This window comes from Streptomyces sp. HUAS TT7, from assembly GCF_051550175.1.
Taxonomy (GTDB): domain Bacteria; phylum Actinomycetota; class Actinomycetes; order Streptomycetales; family Streptomycetaceae; genus Streptomyces.
The window spans coordinates 4,188,945-4,204,065 of the sequence record NZ_CP196175.1 but is presented as its reverse complement, the minus strand read 5'-3'; the positions used below and the strand labels follow the sequence as shown (position 1 = coordinate 4,204,065).

11 protein-coding genes are annotated in these 15,121 nt (G+C 71.8%); 6 read left to right on the top strand and 5 right to left on the bottom strand.

Translation table 11 applies throughout. The annotated features are described in order from the left end of the window. Positions 1 to 5 precede the first annotated feature (5 nt). The 5 genes from ACSHXC_RS18945 (at position 6) to ACSHXC_RS18925 (ending at position 7,958) form a co-directional block, all read left to right on the top strand. Positions 6 to 1,517, top strand: a complete 1,512-nt coding sequence (locus ACSHXC_RS18945) for a sensor histidine kinase (RefSeq protein WP_438292685.1) — start codon at positions 6 to 8, stop codon at positions 1,515 to 1,517. 25 nt (positions 1,518 to 1,542) lie between these two features. Continuing rightward, positions 1,543 to 2,898, top strand: a complete 1,356-nt coding sequence (locus ACSHXC_RS18940) for a glycosyltransferase (RefSeq protein ID WP_438292684.1) — start codon at positions 1,543 to 1,545, stop codon at positions 2,896 to 2,898. Then, positions 2,895 to 5,051, top strand: a complete 2,157-nt coding sequence (locus ACSHXC_RS18935; RefSeq protein WP_438292683.1) for an ArnT family glycosyltransferase — start codon at positions 2,895 to 2,897, stop codon at positions 5,049 to 5,051. Before ACSHXC_RS18940 ends, ACSHXC_RS18935 begins: the two co-directional genes overlap by 4 nt. A gap of 499 nt (positions 5,052 to 5,550) precedes the next feature. Then, a complete protein-coding gene (locus tag ACSHXC_RS18930; protein ID WP_438292682.1) occupies positions 5,551 to 7,062 on the top strand; it encodes an MFS transporter in 1,512 nt (503 codons plus the stop codon). Positions 7,063 to 7,172: 110 nt separating this feature from the next. Next, entirely contained in the window at positions 7,173 to 7,958 is a 786-nt protein-coding gene (locus tag ACSHXC_RS18925) for a TetR/AcrR family transcriptional regulator (RefSeq protein ID WP_438292681.1), read from the top strand. 304 nt (positions 7,959 to 8,262) lie between these two features. On the opposite strand, the gene ACSHXC_RS18920 is transcribed toward ACSHXC_RS18925, so the two are convergent. The 3 genes from ACSHXC_RS18920 to ACSHXC_RS18910 form a co-directional block, all read right to left on the bottom strand. Beyond that, positions 8,263 to 9,081 (bottom strand): YceI family protein, encoded by an 819-nt coding sequence (locus ACSHXC_RS18920; RefSeq protein ID WP_438292680.1) that lies wholly within the window; start codon positions 9,079 to 9,081, stop codon positions 8,263 to 8,265. Positions 9,082 to 9,285: 204 nt separating this feature from the next. Then, positions 9,286 to 11,751 (bottom strand): MFS transporter, encoded by a 2,466-nt coding sequence (locus tag ACSHXC_RS18915; RefSeq protein WP_438292679.1) that lies wholly within the window; start codon positions 11,749 to 11,751, stop codon positions 9,286 to 9,288. 48 nt (positions 11,752 to 11,799) lie between these two features. Continuing rightward, on the bottom strand, positions 11,800 to 12,255 hold the full coding sequence (locus ACSHXC_RS18910; protein ID WP_438292678.1) for a MarR family winged helix-turn-helix transcriptional regulator: 456 nt from the start codon (positions 12,253 to 12,255) through the stop codon (positions 11,800 to 11,802). 438 nt (positions 12,256 to 12,693) lie between these two features. On the opposite strand from ACSHXC_RS18910, the gene ACSHXC_RS18905 reads away from it, so the two are divergent. Next, positions 12,694 to 12,912, top strand: a complete 219-nt coding sequence (locus ACSHXC_RS18905; protein WP_344371120.1) for a hypothetical protein — start codon at positions 12,694 to 12,696, stop codon at positions 12,910 to 12,912. A gap of 348 nt (positions 12,913 to 13,260) precedes the next feature. On the opposite strand, the gene ACSHXC_RS18900 is transcribed toward ACSHXC_RS18905, so the two are convergent. Both ACSHXC_RS18900 and ACSHXC_RS18895 read right to left on the bottom strand, forming a co-directional pair. Then, complete coding sequence (locus ACSHXC_RS18900; protein ID WP_438292677.1) at positions 13,261 to 14,007, bottom strand: hypothetical protein; 747 nt, start codon at positions 14,005 to 14,007, stop codon at positions 13,261 to 13,263. Positions 14,008 to 14,066: 59 nt separating this feature from the next. Continuing rightward, positions 14,067 to 14,918, bottom strand: coding sequence for an RNA polymerase sigma factor SigF (locus tag ACSHXC_RS18895; RefSeq protein ID WP_053725878.1), 852 nt, complete (start codon positions 14,916 to 14,918; stop codon positions 14,067 to 14,069). Positions 14,919 to 15,121: the final 203 nt, after the last annotated feature.

Sequence of the window (15,121 nt, the reverse complement as noted above, 5' to 3'; positions counted from 1 at the left end):
GGCGCGTGGGCGGGTTCCGGCGGCCCTGGTCGCTCCGTACGCGGCTCGTCGTGTCGGCGGTGGCGCTGCTCGCCGTGGTCGGCGCGGTCATCGGCACGGTGACCGTGCTCGCCATGGGCGCCAACCTCCAGCGCCAGCTGGACGACCAGCTGCGGGCGGGTACGGCCGGGCACATGATCGGCCGCGACGCCCCGCCGGGCTTCGGCGCCCTGGACGGCACGGGCCTCGACATGATCGTGCGCAAGCCGGGGAACCCGCTGCACACTGTCGGCGCGAGCGTGCTGTCCGTCGGCGGGCTCACCGGCAAGCAGACCGTCGAGGCCCCGGACGGCCGGGGAGGCACCACCCAGTCGCTCTCCGCCGAGCAGACCGGCGCGCTCGCCGCCGTCCCCAAGGACGGCAAGGTCCACTCCGTGACGATCCCCGGCCTCGGTGACTACCGGGCCGTGTGGGACCGCGAGAACACCTTCGTGCTCGGCTTCCCCACCGACCGGCTCGACGCCACCGTCAACACCCTTGTCCTTGTGGTCGTTTGCGTGACCGCCGCCGGTCTTGTCGCCGCCGGGATCGCGGGTGCGGCCATCGTCGGGGTGGCCCTGCGGCCGCTGCGGCGGGTCGCCGCCACCGCGACCCGGGTGTCCGAACTACCCCTGCACAGCGGGGAAGTGGCGCTGCACGAGCGCGTGCCGGGGGCCGAGGCGGATGCCCGCACCGAGGTCGGCCAGGTGGGCGCCGCGCTCAACCGGATGCTCGACCACGTCCACGAGGCGCTCAGCGCGCGGCAGGAGAGCGAGACGCGGGTGCGGCAGTTCGTCGCTGACGCCAGCCACGAGCTCAGGACCCCGCTCGCCTCCATCCGCGGCTACGCCGAGCTCACCCGGCGCGGCCGCGAAGACGTCGGGCCCGACACCAGGCACTCCCTCGGCCGCATCGAGTCGGAGGCGGCCCGGATGACCGGGCTCGTCGAGGACCTGCTGCTGCTCGCCCGCCTCGATGCCGGACGCCCGCTCTCGTACGAGAGCACTGATCTCTCCGCGCTGGTCGTCGACGTGGTCGGGGACGCGCATGCCGCGGGCCAGGGCCACAAGTGGCTGCTCGAACTGCCCGGCGAGCCCGTCGCCGTACGCGGGGACCGGGAGCGGCTGCAGCAGGTCCTGGTCAATCTGCTCGCCAACGCCCGTACGCACACCCCGCCCGGCACCACCGTCACCGCCCGGGTCGAGGTGCGCGGGCCCCGGGCCGTCGTCGAGATCGAGGACACCGGGCCCGGCATCCCGCCCGGGCTCCTCCCGCACGTCTTCGAACGGTTCGCCCGCGGCGACGCGTCCCGCTCCCGCAACGCCGGTTCCACCGGTCTCGGCCTCGCCATCGTGCAGGCCGTCGTCGCCGCGCACGGGGGGCGGGTCACGGTGCGAAGCGGTCCTGGGCGGACGGTGTTCGGGGTCGAGCTGCCGGGCGTGCCCGAGGCCGCACCCCAGATCTCACAGCCTCGCCACAGGCCGGCCACACAGGTGTGACAGCGGCTCTCGCGAGGGTCGCGGCATGCGAACCGAACCCTCTGCCACGAGCGCCGCCGGTACGGCCCGCGCCGTGCGCTCCCCGAGTGCCGCGCCCGCGCCGCACGCGGTGAACCCGGCGCATCCGGCGGCCCTCCCGGCGCGCCGCCACCTGCCCGTCCAGCCGGCCGGCACCCCCGTACTCGACGTGACGATCCCCGTCCACAACGAGGAGCAGGACCTGGAGCGGTGTGTGCGGCGGCTGCACGAGCACCTCGCGCGGACCTTTCCGTACGGCTTCCGGATCACGGTCGCCGACAATGCCAGCACCGACTCGACTCCCAGGATTTCGGCGGGACTTGAGCGCGAGATTCCCGAAGTGCGGGCCTTTCGGCTGGAGGAGAAGGGGCGCGGGCGGGCGCTGCGTACCGTGTGGTCGGCCTCGGACGCGCCCGTGCTCGCGTACATGGACGTGGACCTGTCCACCGATCTCAACGCGCTCCTTCCGCTGGTCGCGCCGCTGATCTCCGGGCATTCGGACCTCGCCATCGGCTCGCGGCTCGCCCGTTCCTCGCGGGTGGTGCGCGGCGCCAAGCGGGAGTTCATCTCGCGCACGTACAACCTGATCCTGCGCGGCTCGCTCGCGGCGCGGTTCTCCGACGCGCAGTGCGGGTTCAAGGCGATCCGGCGCGATGTGGCGCAGCGGCTGCTGCCGATGGTCGAGGACACCGGGTGGTTCTTCGACACCGAGATGCTGGTGCTCGCCGAGCGGGCCGGGCTCAGGATCCACGAGGTGCCGGTGGACTGGGTCGACGACCCGGCCAGCACCGTGCACATCGTCAGTACCGCGATGGACGACCTCAAGGGGGTGTGGCGGGTCGGGCGGGCGCTGGCCGTCGGGGCGCTGCCGCTCGACCGGCTCTCGCGGCCGTTCGGCGACGACCCGAGGGACCGGCAGCTCAGCGGAGTGCCGGGCGGGCTCGCCCGTCAGCTCGTCGGGTTCTGCGCGGTCGGCGCGCTCTCCACACTCTTCTACCTTCTCCTGTACTCGCTCTCGCGCACCGCGATGGGACCCCAACTCGCCAATGCGGCAGCCCTGTTGGTGTCGGCGGTCGCCAACACCTCGGCCAATCGGAGGCTCACCTTCGGGGTACGCGGCCGGGACCGGGCGGTGCGCCACCAGGCGCGGGGCCTCGCGGTCTTCGCCATCGGCCTCGCGCTCACCAGCGGCTCGCTCGCGGCCCTCGACGCGGCCGACCCGGACGCCGCGCACTCCACCGAGGTGGCCGTCCTGCTGGCCGCGAACCTCGCGGCGACGGTCCTCCGCTTCCTGCTGTTCCGCGCCTGGGTCTTCCCGGACCGCACTCCTTCTCCCGATCACCCGAAGGGCCACGCACGATGACCACGACCTCCCATCAGGCCGATCCGCACGAGGGGGTCGCGGCGGCCGGGCACCGGGCCGCCCGGAGCCGGCTGTGGCGCGGCCGCCCCGAGGATCCCGCCTGGGTGCGGCCCGCGCTCTTCGCGCTGCTCGCCGCCACCTTCGCCGCGTACCTGTGGAACCTCAGCGCCTCCGGGTACGCGAACTCCTTCTACTCGGCGGCCGTCCAGGCCGGCAGCCAGAGCTGGAAGGCCTTCTTCTTCGGCTCGCTCGACGAGGCGAACGCCATCACCGTCGACAAGCCCCCTGCCTCGCTGTGGCCGATGGCCCTGTCGGTACGCCTCTTCGGCCTCGGCTCCTGGCAGATCCTGCTGCCCGAGGTGCTGATGGGCGTGGGTACGGTCGCCGTCCTGTACGCGGCGGTGCGGCGCCGGTTCAGCCCGGCGGCGGGTCTCATCTCGGGCGCGGTACTGGCCCTGACCCCGGTCGCGGCGCTGATGTTCCGCTTCAACAACCCGGACGCGCTGCTGGCGCTCCTGATGACGGTCACCGTGTACTGCGTGCTGCGCGCGCTGGAGGACGCCCGCACCAAGTGGCTGGTGTGGGCCGGGGCCGCGATCGGCTTCGCGTTCCTGACCAAGACCTTGCAGGCCTTCCTGATCCTGCCGCCGCTGGCCGTCCTGTACGCGGTGTGCGCGCCGACCTCCGTACGTCGCCGCCTGGGCCAACTCGCGCTCTCCACCGGCGTGTTGGTGGTGTCGGGCGGCTGGTGGGTGGCCGCCGTGGAGCTGTGGCCCAAGTCGTCGCGCCCGTACATCGGCGGCTCGCAGCACAACTCCATCCTTGAGCTCACCTTCGGCTACAACGGGCTCGGCCGCATCAGCGGCGACGAGACGGGCAGCGTCGGCGGCGGGGGCGCGAGGGCGGGCGGCATGGAGTTCCCCGGCGCCATGCGCGCGGGCGGCGGTGGCCGAGGAGGCGGCGGTTGGGGCGAGACGGGCCTTGGCCGCATGTTCAACTCCGAGATCGGCAGCCAGATCTCGTGGCTGCTTCCCGCGGCCCTGCTCCTGCTGATCGCGGGCCTCGTCGTCACCTGGAGGGCCAGGCGCACCGACACCGCGCGCGCCGCGTTCCTCGCCTGGGGCGGGGCGCTGCTCATGACCGCCGTGATCTTCAGCTTCATGGCCGGGATCTTCCACCAGTACTACACGGTGGCCCTGGCCCCCTACATCGCGGCGCTCGTCGGCATGGGGGTCACGGTGTTGTGGGAGGAGCGATCGCGCATCTGGGCGGCGCTCGCGCTCGGGGTGACGGTGGCGGCCACGGCCGTCTGGTCGTACGTGCTGCTCGGACGCACCCCGGACTATCTGCCGTGGTTGCGCTGGACGGTGCTGATCGGCGGCCTCGCGGCGGCGCTGGGTCTCGCGCTCGCTGGCCGGCTGAACCGGAGGGTGGCGCTGGGGGTGGCCGGGCTGGGCCTCGCGGCCTCGCTGGCCGGCCCGGCGGCGTACTCGCTCAGCACGCTCAACACCGGGCACACCGGCTCGATCGTGACGGCGGGCCCTGCTGGGGCGAGCATGGGGGGCGGGCCCGGGGGAAGCGGTGGACGGATGCGGTTCGGCGGGGATGCGGGGCCCGGTGCGGGTGCCGGTGCGGGTGCCGGTGCCGGGCAGGCTGGTGGGCAGAACGGCGGCCGGCCGGGCCGGGGGGCGGGCCAGGGCCAGGGCATGCCGGGGGGCGGCATGGGGCAGCCCGGTGGTGCGCAGGGGCAGCGCGGCGGAGCCACCGGTGAGCGTGGCGGAATGGGCCGCGGCATGGGCGGTCTGCTCGACGGCGCGAAGGTGAGCGCCGAGGCCGAGGCGCTCCTGGCGAAGGACGCGGACCGGTACACCTGGGCCGCGGCCGCGATCGGCTCGCAGAACGCCGCGAGCTATCAACTCGCCACCGGGAAGCCCGTGATGGCGATCGGAGGCTTCAACGGCAGCGACCCGTCACCGACGCTGGAGCAGTTCAAGAAGTACGTGGCCGAAGGGAAGGTCCACTACTTCATCGCCAGTGGCGGGGGAATGATGGGCGGCGGAGGGAGCGGGATCAGCAGCTGGGTCGAGTCGTCCTTCAAGAAGGTGACGGTGGGGACGGCGACGTTCTACGACCTGACAGCGCGGGTGAGCTAGGCGCTCGGCGGGGGGGGGGGCTTCATCCGCGGGCCGGTGGGGGCTGGTCGCGCAGTTCCCCGCGCCCCTGGCAGGGGTGGTGCTGGTCGGCACCGGCATCTTTAGCCTGTCCGGCGATTGAGGACGAGCGCCCTTTAGGCGCGAACGGGGTCTGGGGCGGAGCCCCAGGAAACCTGGCTTCACCCTTTCCCGCCCCCGGAGGGTCTCGGGAAGGGGCGGGGTGGGGCGCCTCCCGGGGTCTGGGGCGGAGCCCCGGCGCACCCTGGTGGGCCGGGGTCGCATGCGCTGCGGGCGCGAGCGCAGGCATCAACGAGCCTGTTGCGAGGGCCAGTTGACGCATTCGAGGGTTTGGTCCGGCAAGCCTTGCCATGGCGGGCTCCTCACCCGCCCGCCCACCCAAGTCCGCGTCGCCCATAAATCGCTTTACAGCGTAGAAGAACCTCCCTTACGGTGTACACCGCTCACCCACTTACACCGTATAAGGAGTCAGGGAGCCGCAATGACGGCAACGACAGCCGAGAATCCGACCACCCCCACCGGGCACCCGCAGCGCTGGCTGATCCTCGGCGTCATCTGCGTGGCCCAGCTGACGGTGCTGCTCGACAACACCGTCCTCAACGTCGCCATCCCCTCGCTCACCACCTCACTCGGCGCGTCCACCGCCGACATCCAGTGGATGATCAACGCGTACTCGCTGGTCCAGTCGGGCCTGCTGCTCACCGCGGGCAGCGCGTCCGACCGCTACGGACGCAAGAAGATGCTCGCGGCGGGCCTCGCCCTCTTCGGCATCGGTTCGCTGGCCGCCGGCCTCGCGCAGAACTCGGGGCAGCTGATCGCCGCCCGCGCGGGCATGGGCGTCGGCGGGGCGCTGCTCATGACCACCACCCTCGCCGTCGTCGTCCAGATCTTCGACGACGAGGCCCGGGTCAAGGCCATTGGCATCTGGGCCACCGTCAACTCGCTCGGCTTCGCCGCCGGGCCGCTGATCGGCGGGGTCATGCTCGACCACTTCTGGTGGGGCGCGATCTTCCTGGTCAACATCCCGGTCGCGGTGCTCGGCCTGATCGCCGTCGTCGCCCTCGTACCGGAGTCGAAGAACCCGCAGGGCGACCGGCCCGACCTGCTCGGGGCGCTGCTCTCCACGATCGGCATGACCGGTGTCGTGTACGCGATCATCTCCGGGCCGGGCCACGGCTGGCTCTCCGGCCATGTGCTGGCCTCGGCGGCCGTCGGCCTCGTGTTCCTCGCGGCGTTCGTACGCTGGGAGCTGTCGATCGAGCACCCGATGCTGGACATGCACTTCTTCCGGAACCAGAAATTCATCGGAGCGGTCGCGGGCTCGATCCTGGTCGCGTTCGGCATGGGCGGCTCGCTGTTCCTGCTGACCCAGCACCTCCAGTTCGTGCTCGGATACGGCCCGTTGGAGGCGGGTGTGCGCACGGCGCCGCTCGCGCTCAGCGTCGTCGTGCTCAACATGTCGGGGGTCGGCGCGAAGCTGGTCACCAAGGTCGGCACCCCGCGTGCCATAGCCATCGGCATGACCGCGAGCGCGGCGGGGCTCGCCTCGATCGCGCTGCTCGGTGGGCACAGCTACGGCGGCACGCTGCTCGGCCTGGTCGTGATGGGCGCGGGCATCGCGTTCTCCATGCCGGCCATGGCCAACGCCATCATGAGCGCGATCCCGCCGGAGAAGGCGGGCGTGGGCGCGGGTGTGAACGGAACGCTGGGCGAGTTCGGCAACGGGCTCGGCGTGGCGGTGCTCGGCGCGGTGCTGGGCTCGCGGTTCGCGGCGCTGGTGCCGGTCGCGGCGGCCTCGCTGCCCGCCGCGCTCGCCGCCGCTCACGACGACGCCGAACGGGGCCGGATCGCGGACGCGTTCGCCTCCGGCCTGGAGACCAGCCAGCTGGTCGGCGCGGTCGCGGTGCTCGCGGGCGGCCTGCTCGCGGCGTTCCTGCTGCACCGCGCGGAACGAACCACTCCCGCACCCGCCGGGGCGGCTCCCGCCGCATAGCATCGAGGGGGGTGAGACCTCCGAATTCCGGACATAGCCCCCTGAGGGGCGTGGCCCTTACGGACAGGACCCTGCGGGGTCGGCAGGACCAAGGCCCGAGGAGGGCGGCGATGGTGTCGGCGGCGGACCGTACGAAGGATGCGGCGCGTACCAGCGTGTGGCTCGGGAGCAAGGCGGGGAACCGGGCGCGGCGGGCGGACCCCGAGGCCGGTCAGCCCGCCCTCGACCGGGACCGGATCACCGCCGAGGCCGTACGGCTGCTCGACGCCGAAGGGTCCGCCAAGTTCTCCATGCGGCGCCTCGCGGGCGAGCTCGGCGTGACCGCGATGTCCCTGTACTGGTACGTCGACACCAAGGACGACCTCCTCGAACTCGCCCTCGACTCGGTGTTCTCGGAGGTCGAACTGCCCGGCATGCAGGACGAGGCCGCCGACTGGCGCGACCAGCTCCGCGCGGTCGCCGCCGGCTACCGCGCGGTCTTCGTACGCCATTCCTGGGCGTCCGCGCTCATCGGCCGCTACCTCAACATCGGGCCGCACGCGATGGCCTTCTCGCACACGGCTCAGCGGATCCTGGCCCGCACGGGGCTTCCCCCGCACGGGCAGATGGGCGGGCTCTCGGCGGTCTTCCAGTTCGTGTACGGCTTCGGCACGATCGAGGGGACGTTCGTGCGGCGCTGTGAGGATGCGGGGGTCACGCAGGACGAGTACTTCGCCCAGGCGATGGGGGCGCTGACCGAACGGCCGGAGTACCGGGAGCAGTTCGTGGATGCGGCGGAGTTGATGGCGGCGCGGGGCGGGCAGACGGTGGAGGAGATGCGACAGCGCGACTTCGACTTCGCGCTGTCGCTACTTGTGGCGGGGATCGAGGCGCTGAGCGGGCAGGGTTCTGCCTGACCGGGGAATCCCCCCACCCCGCCCCAGACCCCGTATCGCGCCTGAAGGGCGCTCGTCCTCAAACTCCCCCAAGGCCTTAAGGGCCAGGGGGACCCCCATGACAGGCTGGAGATGCCTGTACCCGGTGCTGTCAGGGGCGCGGGGCTGTGACATTTGCGGCTCCGCCGCGATGGGGGTCCCCCCTGTGTGGGCGCACCCAGCCACGCACGGCCCGCGGCCGAAAGGGGGTTGAGGGGCGCGGGGAACTGCGCACCAGGCCCGCGTCGGCCCGTAGGCGAACGCGCCGCCCCCCGACCCGGCAGGGTCAGACGCTCGGCAGGGTCGTACCCTGCACGGTCTGGATGTCCAGTTCCACCCGCAGCGTCGTGCCGATCGCCGAGATCCCCGCCTGCACCACCTGGTTGTAGTTCATCGCGAAGTCCTCGCGCCGCAGCTCCGCAGTCGCCCGGTACGCCGCCCGCACCCCGCCCCACGGATCCGGCCCCGTACCCAGGTAGGAGAGGTCGAGGTCGACCTCGCGGAGCACTCCGTGCAGGGACAGCGAACCCCGTACCGTCCAGCGGTCCGGCCCCGCCGGGACCAGGTCCGTGCTGCGGTAGGTGATCTCGGGGAAGCGCTCGACGTCCAGGAAGTCCGGGGACTTCAGATGCCCGTCGCGCATCGCGTTGCCCGTGTCGATGGACGCCGCCCCGATGACCGCCTCGACCCGCGACTTCTCCAGGTCCTCCGCGATCTCGATCCGCCCGCCGAACTCCCCGAACCGCCCGTGCACACTGGAGATCCCCAGGTGCTGGGCGACCGCGCCGACCGACGAGTGCGCCGGGTCGATCGTCCAGGGGCCCGGCGGCGGAAGCTCCACCCCGCCCTGCCGGGCAAGCACCACCGTGCCGACCGCGGCCCGGCCGCTCGCCGTGACCAGCGCGGTCGAGGCGGCGGGCGCGTACCCGACGGCCGTCACGATCACCGTGTACGGGCCCGGCGCGAGGGCCACGTCCGCCGACACCGAGCCGTCCTCCGCCGCCGAGGCGCGCAGCACCTGCGTGCCGGTCATGTCGGTCATCGTCACCACGGCGTGCGAAACCGCCCAGCCGTCGCGCGTCCGTACCTGTGCCCGCAGTCCCATCCCGTTTTCTCTCCTCAAGTGCAACTCAGGTGCAGAAGGCCAAGTTCAGAACGCCAAGTTCAGAAGGCCATGTGCAAAAGGCCGGGCCCCGGGGGCGGGACGGCCGGCCGTCCCCTGCCCGCCGCTCCTTCCCCGGGGCCCATTTCCACGCCGGGTACGCATGTCCGCCTCCGCTCGAAGCAGGCTCGTACCCGGGGGTCTCAACTACTCGCCGGGGTGGGCGAGTTCGATGTCGTGGCCGTCCACGCCGCGGCCGGTCACGGTCAGCGAGCCGGCCACCGGCGGGTAGCCGGTCGCGATCAGCGTGTACTCGCCGGAGTTCAGGTCGGCGAAGGCGTACGCGCCGTCGTCGCCCGTCGTCGCGCCCGCGACCACGTTGCCCGCCGCGTCGAGCAGCGTGACCCGCGCATCCGCCAGCGGACGCCGGTCGCCGCCGCCCCGGATCGTGCCCTGGACCAGCGCCCCGGCCTGGAGCGCGGCCTCGATACGGGTCACGCCGTAGCCCGCGATCTCCACCGGCAGCGCCAGCGGGCGGAACCCGTCCGCGTTGACCGCCACCGTGACCTGGCCCGGAACCAGCTCACCGAAGGTGAACTCGCCCGCCGCGCCCGACTTGCCCGTGGCCAGCAGATCCCCGCGCACATCGGTCACGATCACCATCGCGCCCTCGACGGGCGCCCCGGTCTCGGCGGCCTTCACCGCACCCGTGAGGCCACTGGTGCCGGACAGGAGGATGTCGTACGCGAGCGCCTCGGTGCCCACGACCACGGTCGAGGCCTGTGGCTGGAAGCCGTCGGCGGCCGCGATCAGGACGTACGAACCGGCGCCCGGAGCGGTGAGCAGGTACCCGCCGTCGGGCCCCGCCACCGCGCGGCCGAGCTGGCTGCCGCCGAGTGAGATCAGCGTGACGGCGGCGGAGGCGACGGGCGCCCCCTCGGCCGCACGGACCGTACCGTGCACCGGAATGCCATCAGGGGCGCTTTCCATGACGGGAGCCTCAACTGCCGCCGCCTGGGCGGGAATTGAAGCCGGAGCCGGGGCGGCGACAGTCGCCTGCTCGGCCGCGGGCTCGGACTCGGCCGCGCCGACCGCATTCGTGCGCAGCGGAATCTCCTTGATGAACAGGGTGATCAGGAACGCGAGCAGCGCGCACGGTGCCGCGTACAGGAACACATCGCCGACCCCGTGCCCGTACGCGCTCTCGATGACGGTGCGGATCGGCGCGGGCAGCGTGGCCAGGTCCGGGATCGTGCCGGAGCCGCCGCCGCTCTTCGCCGCCGCGGCGCCCTGCGGGCCGAGCGCGGTGAGGCCGTCGGTGACGTAGTGGGTGACCCGGTTGGCCATGACCGCGCCGAGCGCCGAGACGCCGACCGCACCACCGAGGGAGCGGAAGAAGACGACGACGGAGGAGGCCGAGCCGAGGTCGGCGGGGGAGACCTGGTTCTGGGTGCAGAGCACCAGGTTCTGCATCATCATGCCGATGCCGAGGCCCATCAGCGCCATGTAGATCGCGAGGTGCCAGTACGGGGTGTCGTAGCGCATCGTGCCGAGCAGACCTAGGCCCGCCGTCACCAGCACACCGCCACTGACCAGCCAGGCCTTCCACTTGCCGGTCTTGGTGATGACCTGCCCGGACACGGTGGACGCGATGAAGAGTCCGCCGATCATCGGGATCGTCATGACACCGGACATCGTCGGCGTCTTGCCGCGCGCCAGCTGGAAGTACTGGGAGAAGAAGACCGTGCCGGCGAACATCGCGACACCCACGAAGAGCGAGGCGAGCGAGGCAAGGGTGATGGTGCGGTTGCGGAAGAGGCGCAGCGGGATGATCGGCTCGCTGGCCTTCGACTCGGCGAACACGAACAGCGCGCCGAGCACGATCGAGCCGCCGACCATGGCGTACGTCTGCCACGAGATCCAGTCGTACTTGTTGCCCGCGAAGGTCACCCAGACCAGGAGCAGCGAGACCGCGGCGCTGATCAGGAAGGCGCCGGTCCAGTCGACCTTGACGTCCCGCTTCACGACGGGGAGCTTCAGGGTCTTCTGCAGGACGATCAGCGCGATGATCGCGAACGGCACACCGACGTAGAAGCACCAGCGCCAGCCGAGCCAGTCGGTGTCGGTGATCAGGCCGCCGAGCAGCGGTCCGCCGACCGTCGCAACCGCGAACGTGGCGCCGAGGTAGCCGCTGTAACGGCCGCGCTCACGCGGCGAGATCATGGCGGCCATGATGATCTGGGCGAGCGCGGAGAGCCCGCCGACGCCTATGCCCTGGACGACCCGGCAGGCGATGAGCATGCCGGAGCTCTGCGAGAGCCCGGCGACGACAGAGCCGCCGACGTATATGACCAGGGCTATCTGGACCAGCAGCTTCTTGCTGAACAGGTCGGACAGCTTGCCCCAGAGCGGGGTGGTCGCGGTCATCGCAAGCAGCGAGGCCGTCACGACCCAGGTGTACGCGGACTGGCCGCCGCCCAGGTCGCTGATGATGTGCGGCAGGGCGTTGGAGACGATCGTCGAGGACAGAATGGCGACGAACATGCCGAGCAGCAGCCCGGAGAGCGCCTCCATGATCTGCCGGTGAGTCATCGGCGCGCCGTCACCGGCGGGCGCGTGCCCGCCATGCTTGGCGTGGCCGCCCCGCACACCGGCTGGTGTGGTCGTAGCCATGAAGTTCCTTGTCTTGTACGTCTGTTGGGCAGGTGTACGGGTGTGGTGCTAAGCGGGTGTACGGGTGTGTGGCGCCCGGCAGTCCCCGAAAGAGTCGCGCAGGCGGGCCAGCATCGTGTTGAGCTGTCCGACCTCGTCGTCGGTCCAGTCCTTGAGCGTGTGCGCGAACATCTCCGCGGTGCGCAGCCCGAGATCGTCGATCACGACCTGGCCGGCGGGGGTGAGCCGCAGGATCCGCGAGCGCTTGTCGGCGGGGTCGGCGGACCGCTCGATCCAGCCGCGCTGCGCGACGTGCGCGACATGACGGCTCGTCACCGACATGTCCACCGCGAGGAGTTCGGCGAGCCTGCTGATCCGCATCTCGCCGTGCCGCTCCAGGAGGGTGAGCACGGCGGCGGACCCGCCCGGGCACTCGGGCGGCAGGATCCGCGCGAGCCCGCGCTTGACGGCCCCGATGGCGCTGAGCTGCCGGGCCAGCTCCTCGTAAAGACTCTGTGCGGCCATGGACGACACCTCCCGACATCTTGTTGCTTCGGGCAACCATAAGATTGTTGGTTGCCGAAGGCAAACGAAATACCCTCCGGGCTGGCAAAGGGTGAGCAAAGCCTTTGCGTGCGGGAAGTTAAGTTGCAGGTGGGGGGTGGTGTTGGGGGTGCGCGGGTACGGGCTGTGTGCGGCTGGTCGCGCTGTTTCCCGCGTCCCTGAGCGGGTGGTGGGTTGGAGCTGGGCTGCTCCGCGCGGGAGTGGGGGGCGGCTCGTGGTGCGTATTCGATGGGGCGTTCCGGCGGCCGGGGCCGGCTCGCTGGTCGCTTCACGCGGAGCTGGGCGATGGCCGACGGGGTGTTCTCAGCGTCTGTGCGCTGGGCCCGGGTTGGCTCGCGGGTGTCTTCGCGCGGGGGCGGGGGTTGGGCCGGGCACCCATCTTCGCTAGGGTCCTGCCCCATGGCACACAACCCCCACGCGCCCCAGGGTCCCGAGGGCAACTACGACCCGGCGGGCTCCACGCAGATGTTCCGCGCCTTCGTCGACGAGGGCGCCCCGCAGGGCCGCCAGGCGGCAACCCCGGCAGCGGCTCCGGCAGGTCCGCGCGTCGGCCTGATCGTCGGAGTGGTCGCGGTGATCGTCGTCCTCGCGGCGGTGGCCTGGCTGGCGCTGGGCTGAGGCAGGCCAGGCCCCCCGGGGGGCTCGGTCGGCGTCGCTCTCGACAAAAGACGGCGCGTTCCGGTGACTTGGCTGGGAGTTGCTGCCCGAGGCGTGCGGCGGCCCGGCTACGGCACATAGGCCCAGCCAGGCCTTGACCGGCCAGCCAGGCCTTGACCGGCGCCGGCGGAAGACTTGCGAGCCCGGGCGGCAAGAACCAGCCCCTCCGGCGTTTGAGGAGCGAGGGTCTGGGGGCAGCGCCCCCAGCACCGCCCACCGGCCGGCAGCCAACCCGGCTCCCCCGGAGGCCACGCGGCGGAGCCGCAGAGTGTCACAGCGGGGAGGTGCGGGGTGGGGAATCCAAACCCCCTACCCCCAACTGGCCGTAACCGACCGCGTCTCCACATGCATCCCCAGCGGCACCCGCCACGCCTCCACACACACCCCGTACGTATGTGAGACCGCCCCATGCGCAGGGATCGGCAGCGGCAGAGCCTGGCTGGACGTAATGGTCGCCCAGTCCATGCCGAGCATCCCGACAATGTGCGTCGCAAACATGACGCTGCCCGACTTCACCGCCGTACCCCCGCTGTTGCGGAACTGGACGGTCACGTTCTCGCACCACCGGTGATCCCCCGCCGAACGGCTGGGCGCCCCGAGACCGAGCACCGCGGGCCCGGCGGGCTTGGCGGAGCCGGAGGGCGTACCGGACGGGGCGCCAGGAGTACCCGGGGCTTTGGGCACGCCGGACGAGCCGCCCGAACCTGAACGCCCGGGTGCCGCAGGGGACTTCGAAGGGTCCCCCGCAACCACAGGCGTCTGCCCGGCCGAGGCGCCGGGCCCCGGCGGCACCGAAGGCGTACCAGGGCCGGGACCCGCACCAGGACCCGTACCCGCGGACCCGGACGGTCCCGGCGCGGTCGAACCGTCCAGCGGGACCAGCTGGACCCCGTCCCGCGGCGGCACCGCGTGATCCGGGGCCGAGGGCCCGGGACCCGCGGCACCGACCGCCACATACCCGGCCCGCTCCCCGCCGCCGGCACAGGCGGCGAGGGTGCCGCCCAGGCCCAGTACCACCACCGCCGAGACACCGATCAGCGCAGTACGTCGTCGCATCGCGCCAGTGTGTCTGACGGAGCGTCAATTAACCAGAGGGGCACGGGAGTCGGGGAGAGTCAGTCCGAGATGAGGCCCTCGCGGAGCTGGGCCAGGGTGCGGGTGAGCAGGCGCGAGACATGCATCTGCGAGATGCCGACCTCCTCGCCGATCTGCGACTGCGTCATGTTCGCGAAGAAGCGGAGCATGATGATCTGCCGCTCCCTGGGCGGGAGTTTGGCGAGCAGCGGCTTCAGCGACTCGCGGTACTCGACGCCTTCGAGCGCCGTGTCCTCGTAGCCGAGCCGGTCCGCGAGCGAGCCCTCGCCGCCGTCGTCCTCGGTGGCGGGCGAGTCGAGCGAGGAGGCGGTGTAGGCGTTGCCGACCGCGAGCCCGTCGACCACGTCCTCCTCGGACACGCCGAGAACGGCGGCCAGTTCGGGGACGGTCGGCGAGCGGTCGAGCTTCTGGGCGAGCTCGTCGCTGGCCTTGGTGAGGGCGAGCCGCAGCTCCTGGAGGCGGCGCGGCACCCGCACCGACCACGAGGTGTCGCGGAAGAACCGCTTGATCTCACCGACGACCGTGGGCATCGCGAACGTGGGGAATTCCACGCCGCGTTCGCAGTCGAAACGGTCGATCGCCTTGATCAGACCGATCGTGCCGACCTGGACGATGTCCTCCATCGGCTCGTTGCGGCTGCGGAAACGGGCCGCCGCGTACCGCACGAGCGGCAGGTTGAGCTCGATGAGCGTGTCGCGTACATACGTACGCTCCGGGCTGTCGGTGTCCAGCGTGGCGAGGCGCAGGAACAGGGAGCGGGACAGCGTGCGGGTGTCGATGGCTGCGGTGTTTGCGGCGTGCCGGCGCACGGTCGGTGCGGGTGCGCTCTTGGTGAGCGTGAGCACCTTCGAGCTGCCCTGTTCTGCGGACATGCCACCCCCTTGAGGTCGCGGACGGTCGCGTTGGGCCACGACCATCGGAGGAAGCAGCCTCCACCTGAATACCGGAGGCGGGGCTGCGGCAAACGCGGTTTCCGCAGAATGTCACATGTCGGCAACACGCTGTAGTGACATGTCGACAACGTGGGCCGGAGTACGTGCAGGAAACAGGGGGTGTGGGGTTTTTCGGTCGGAAA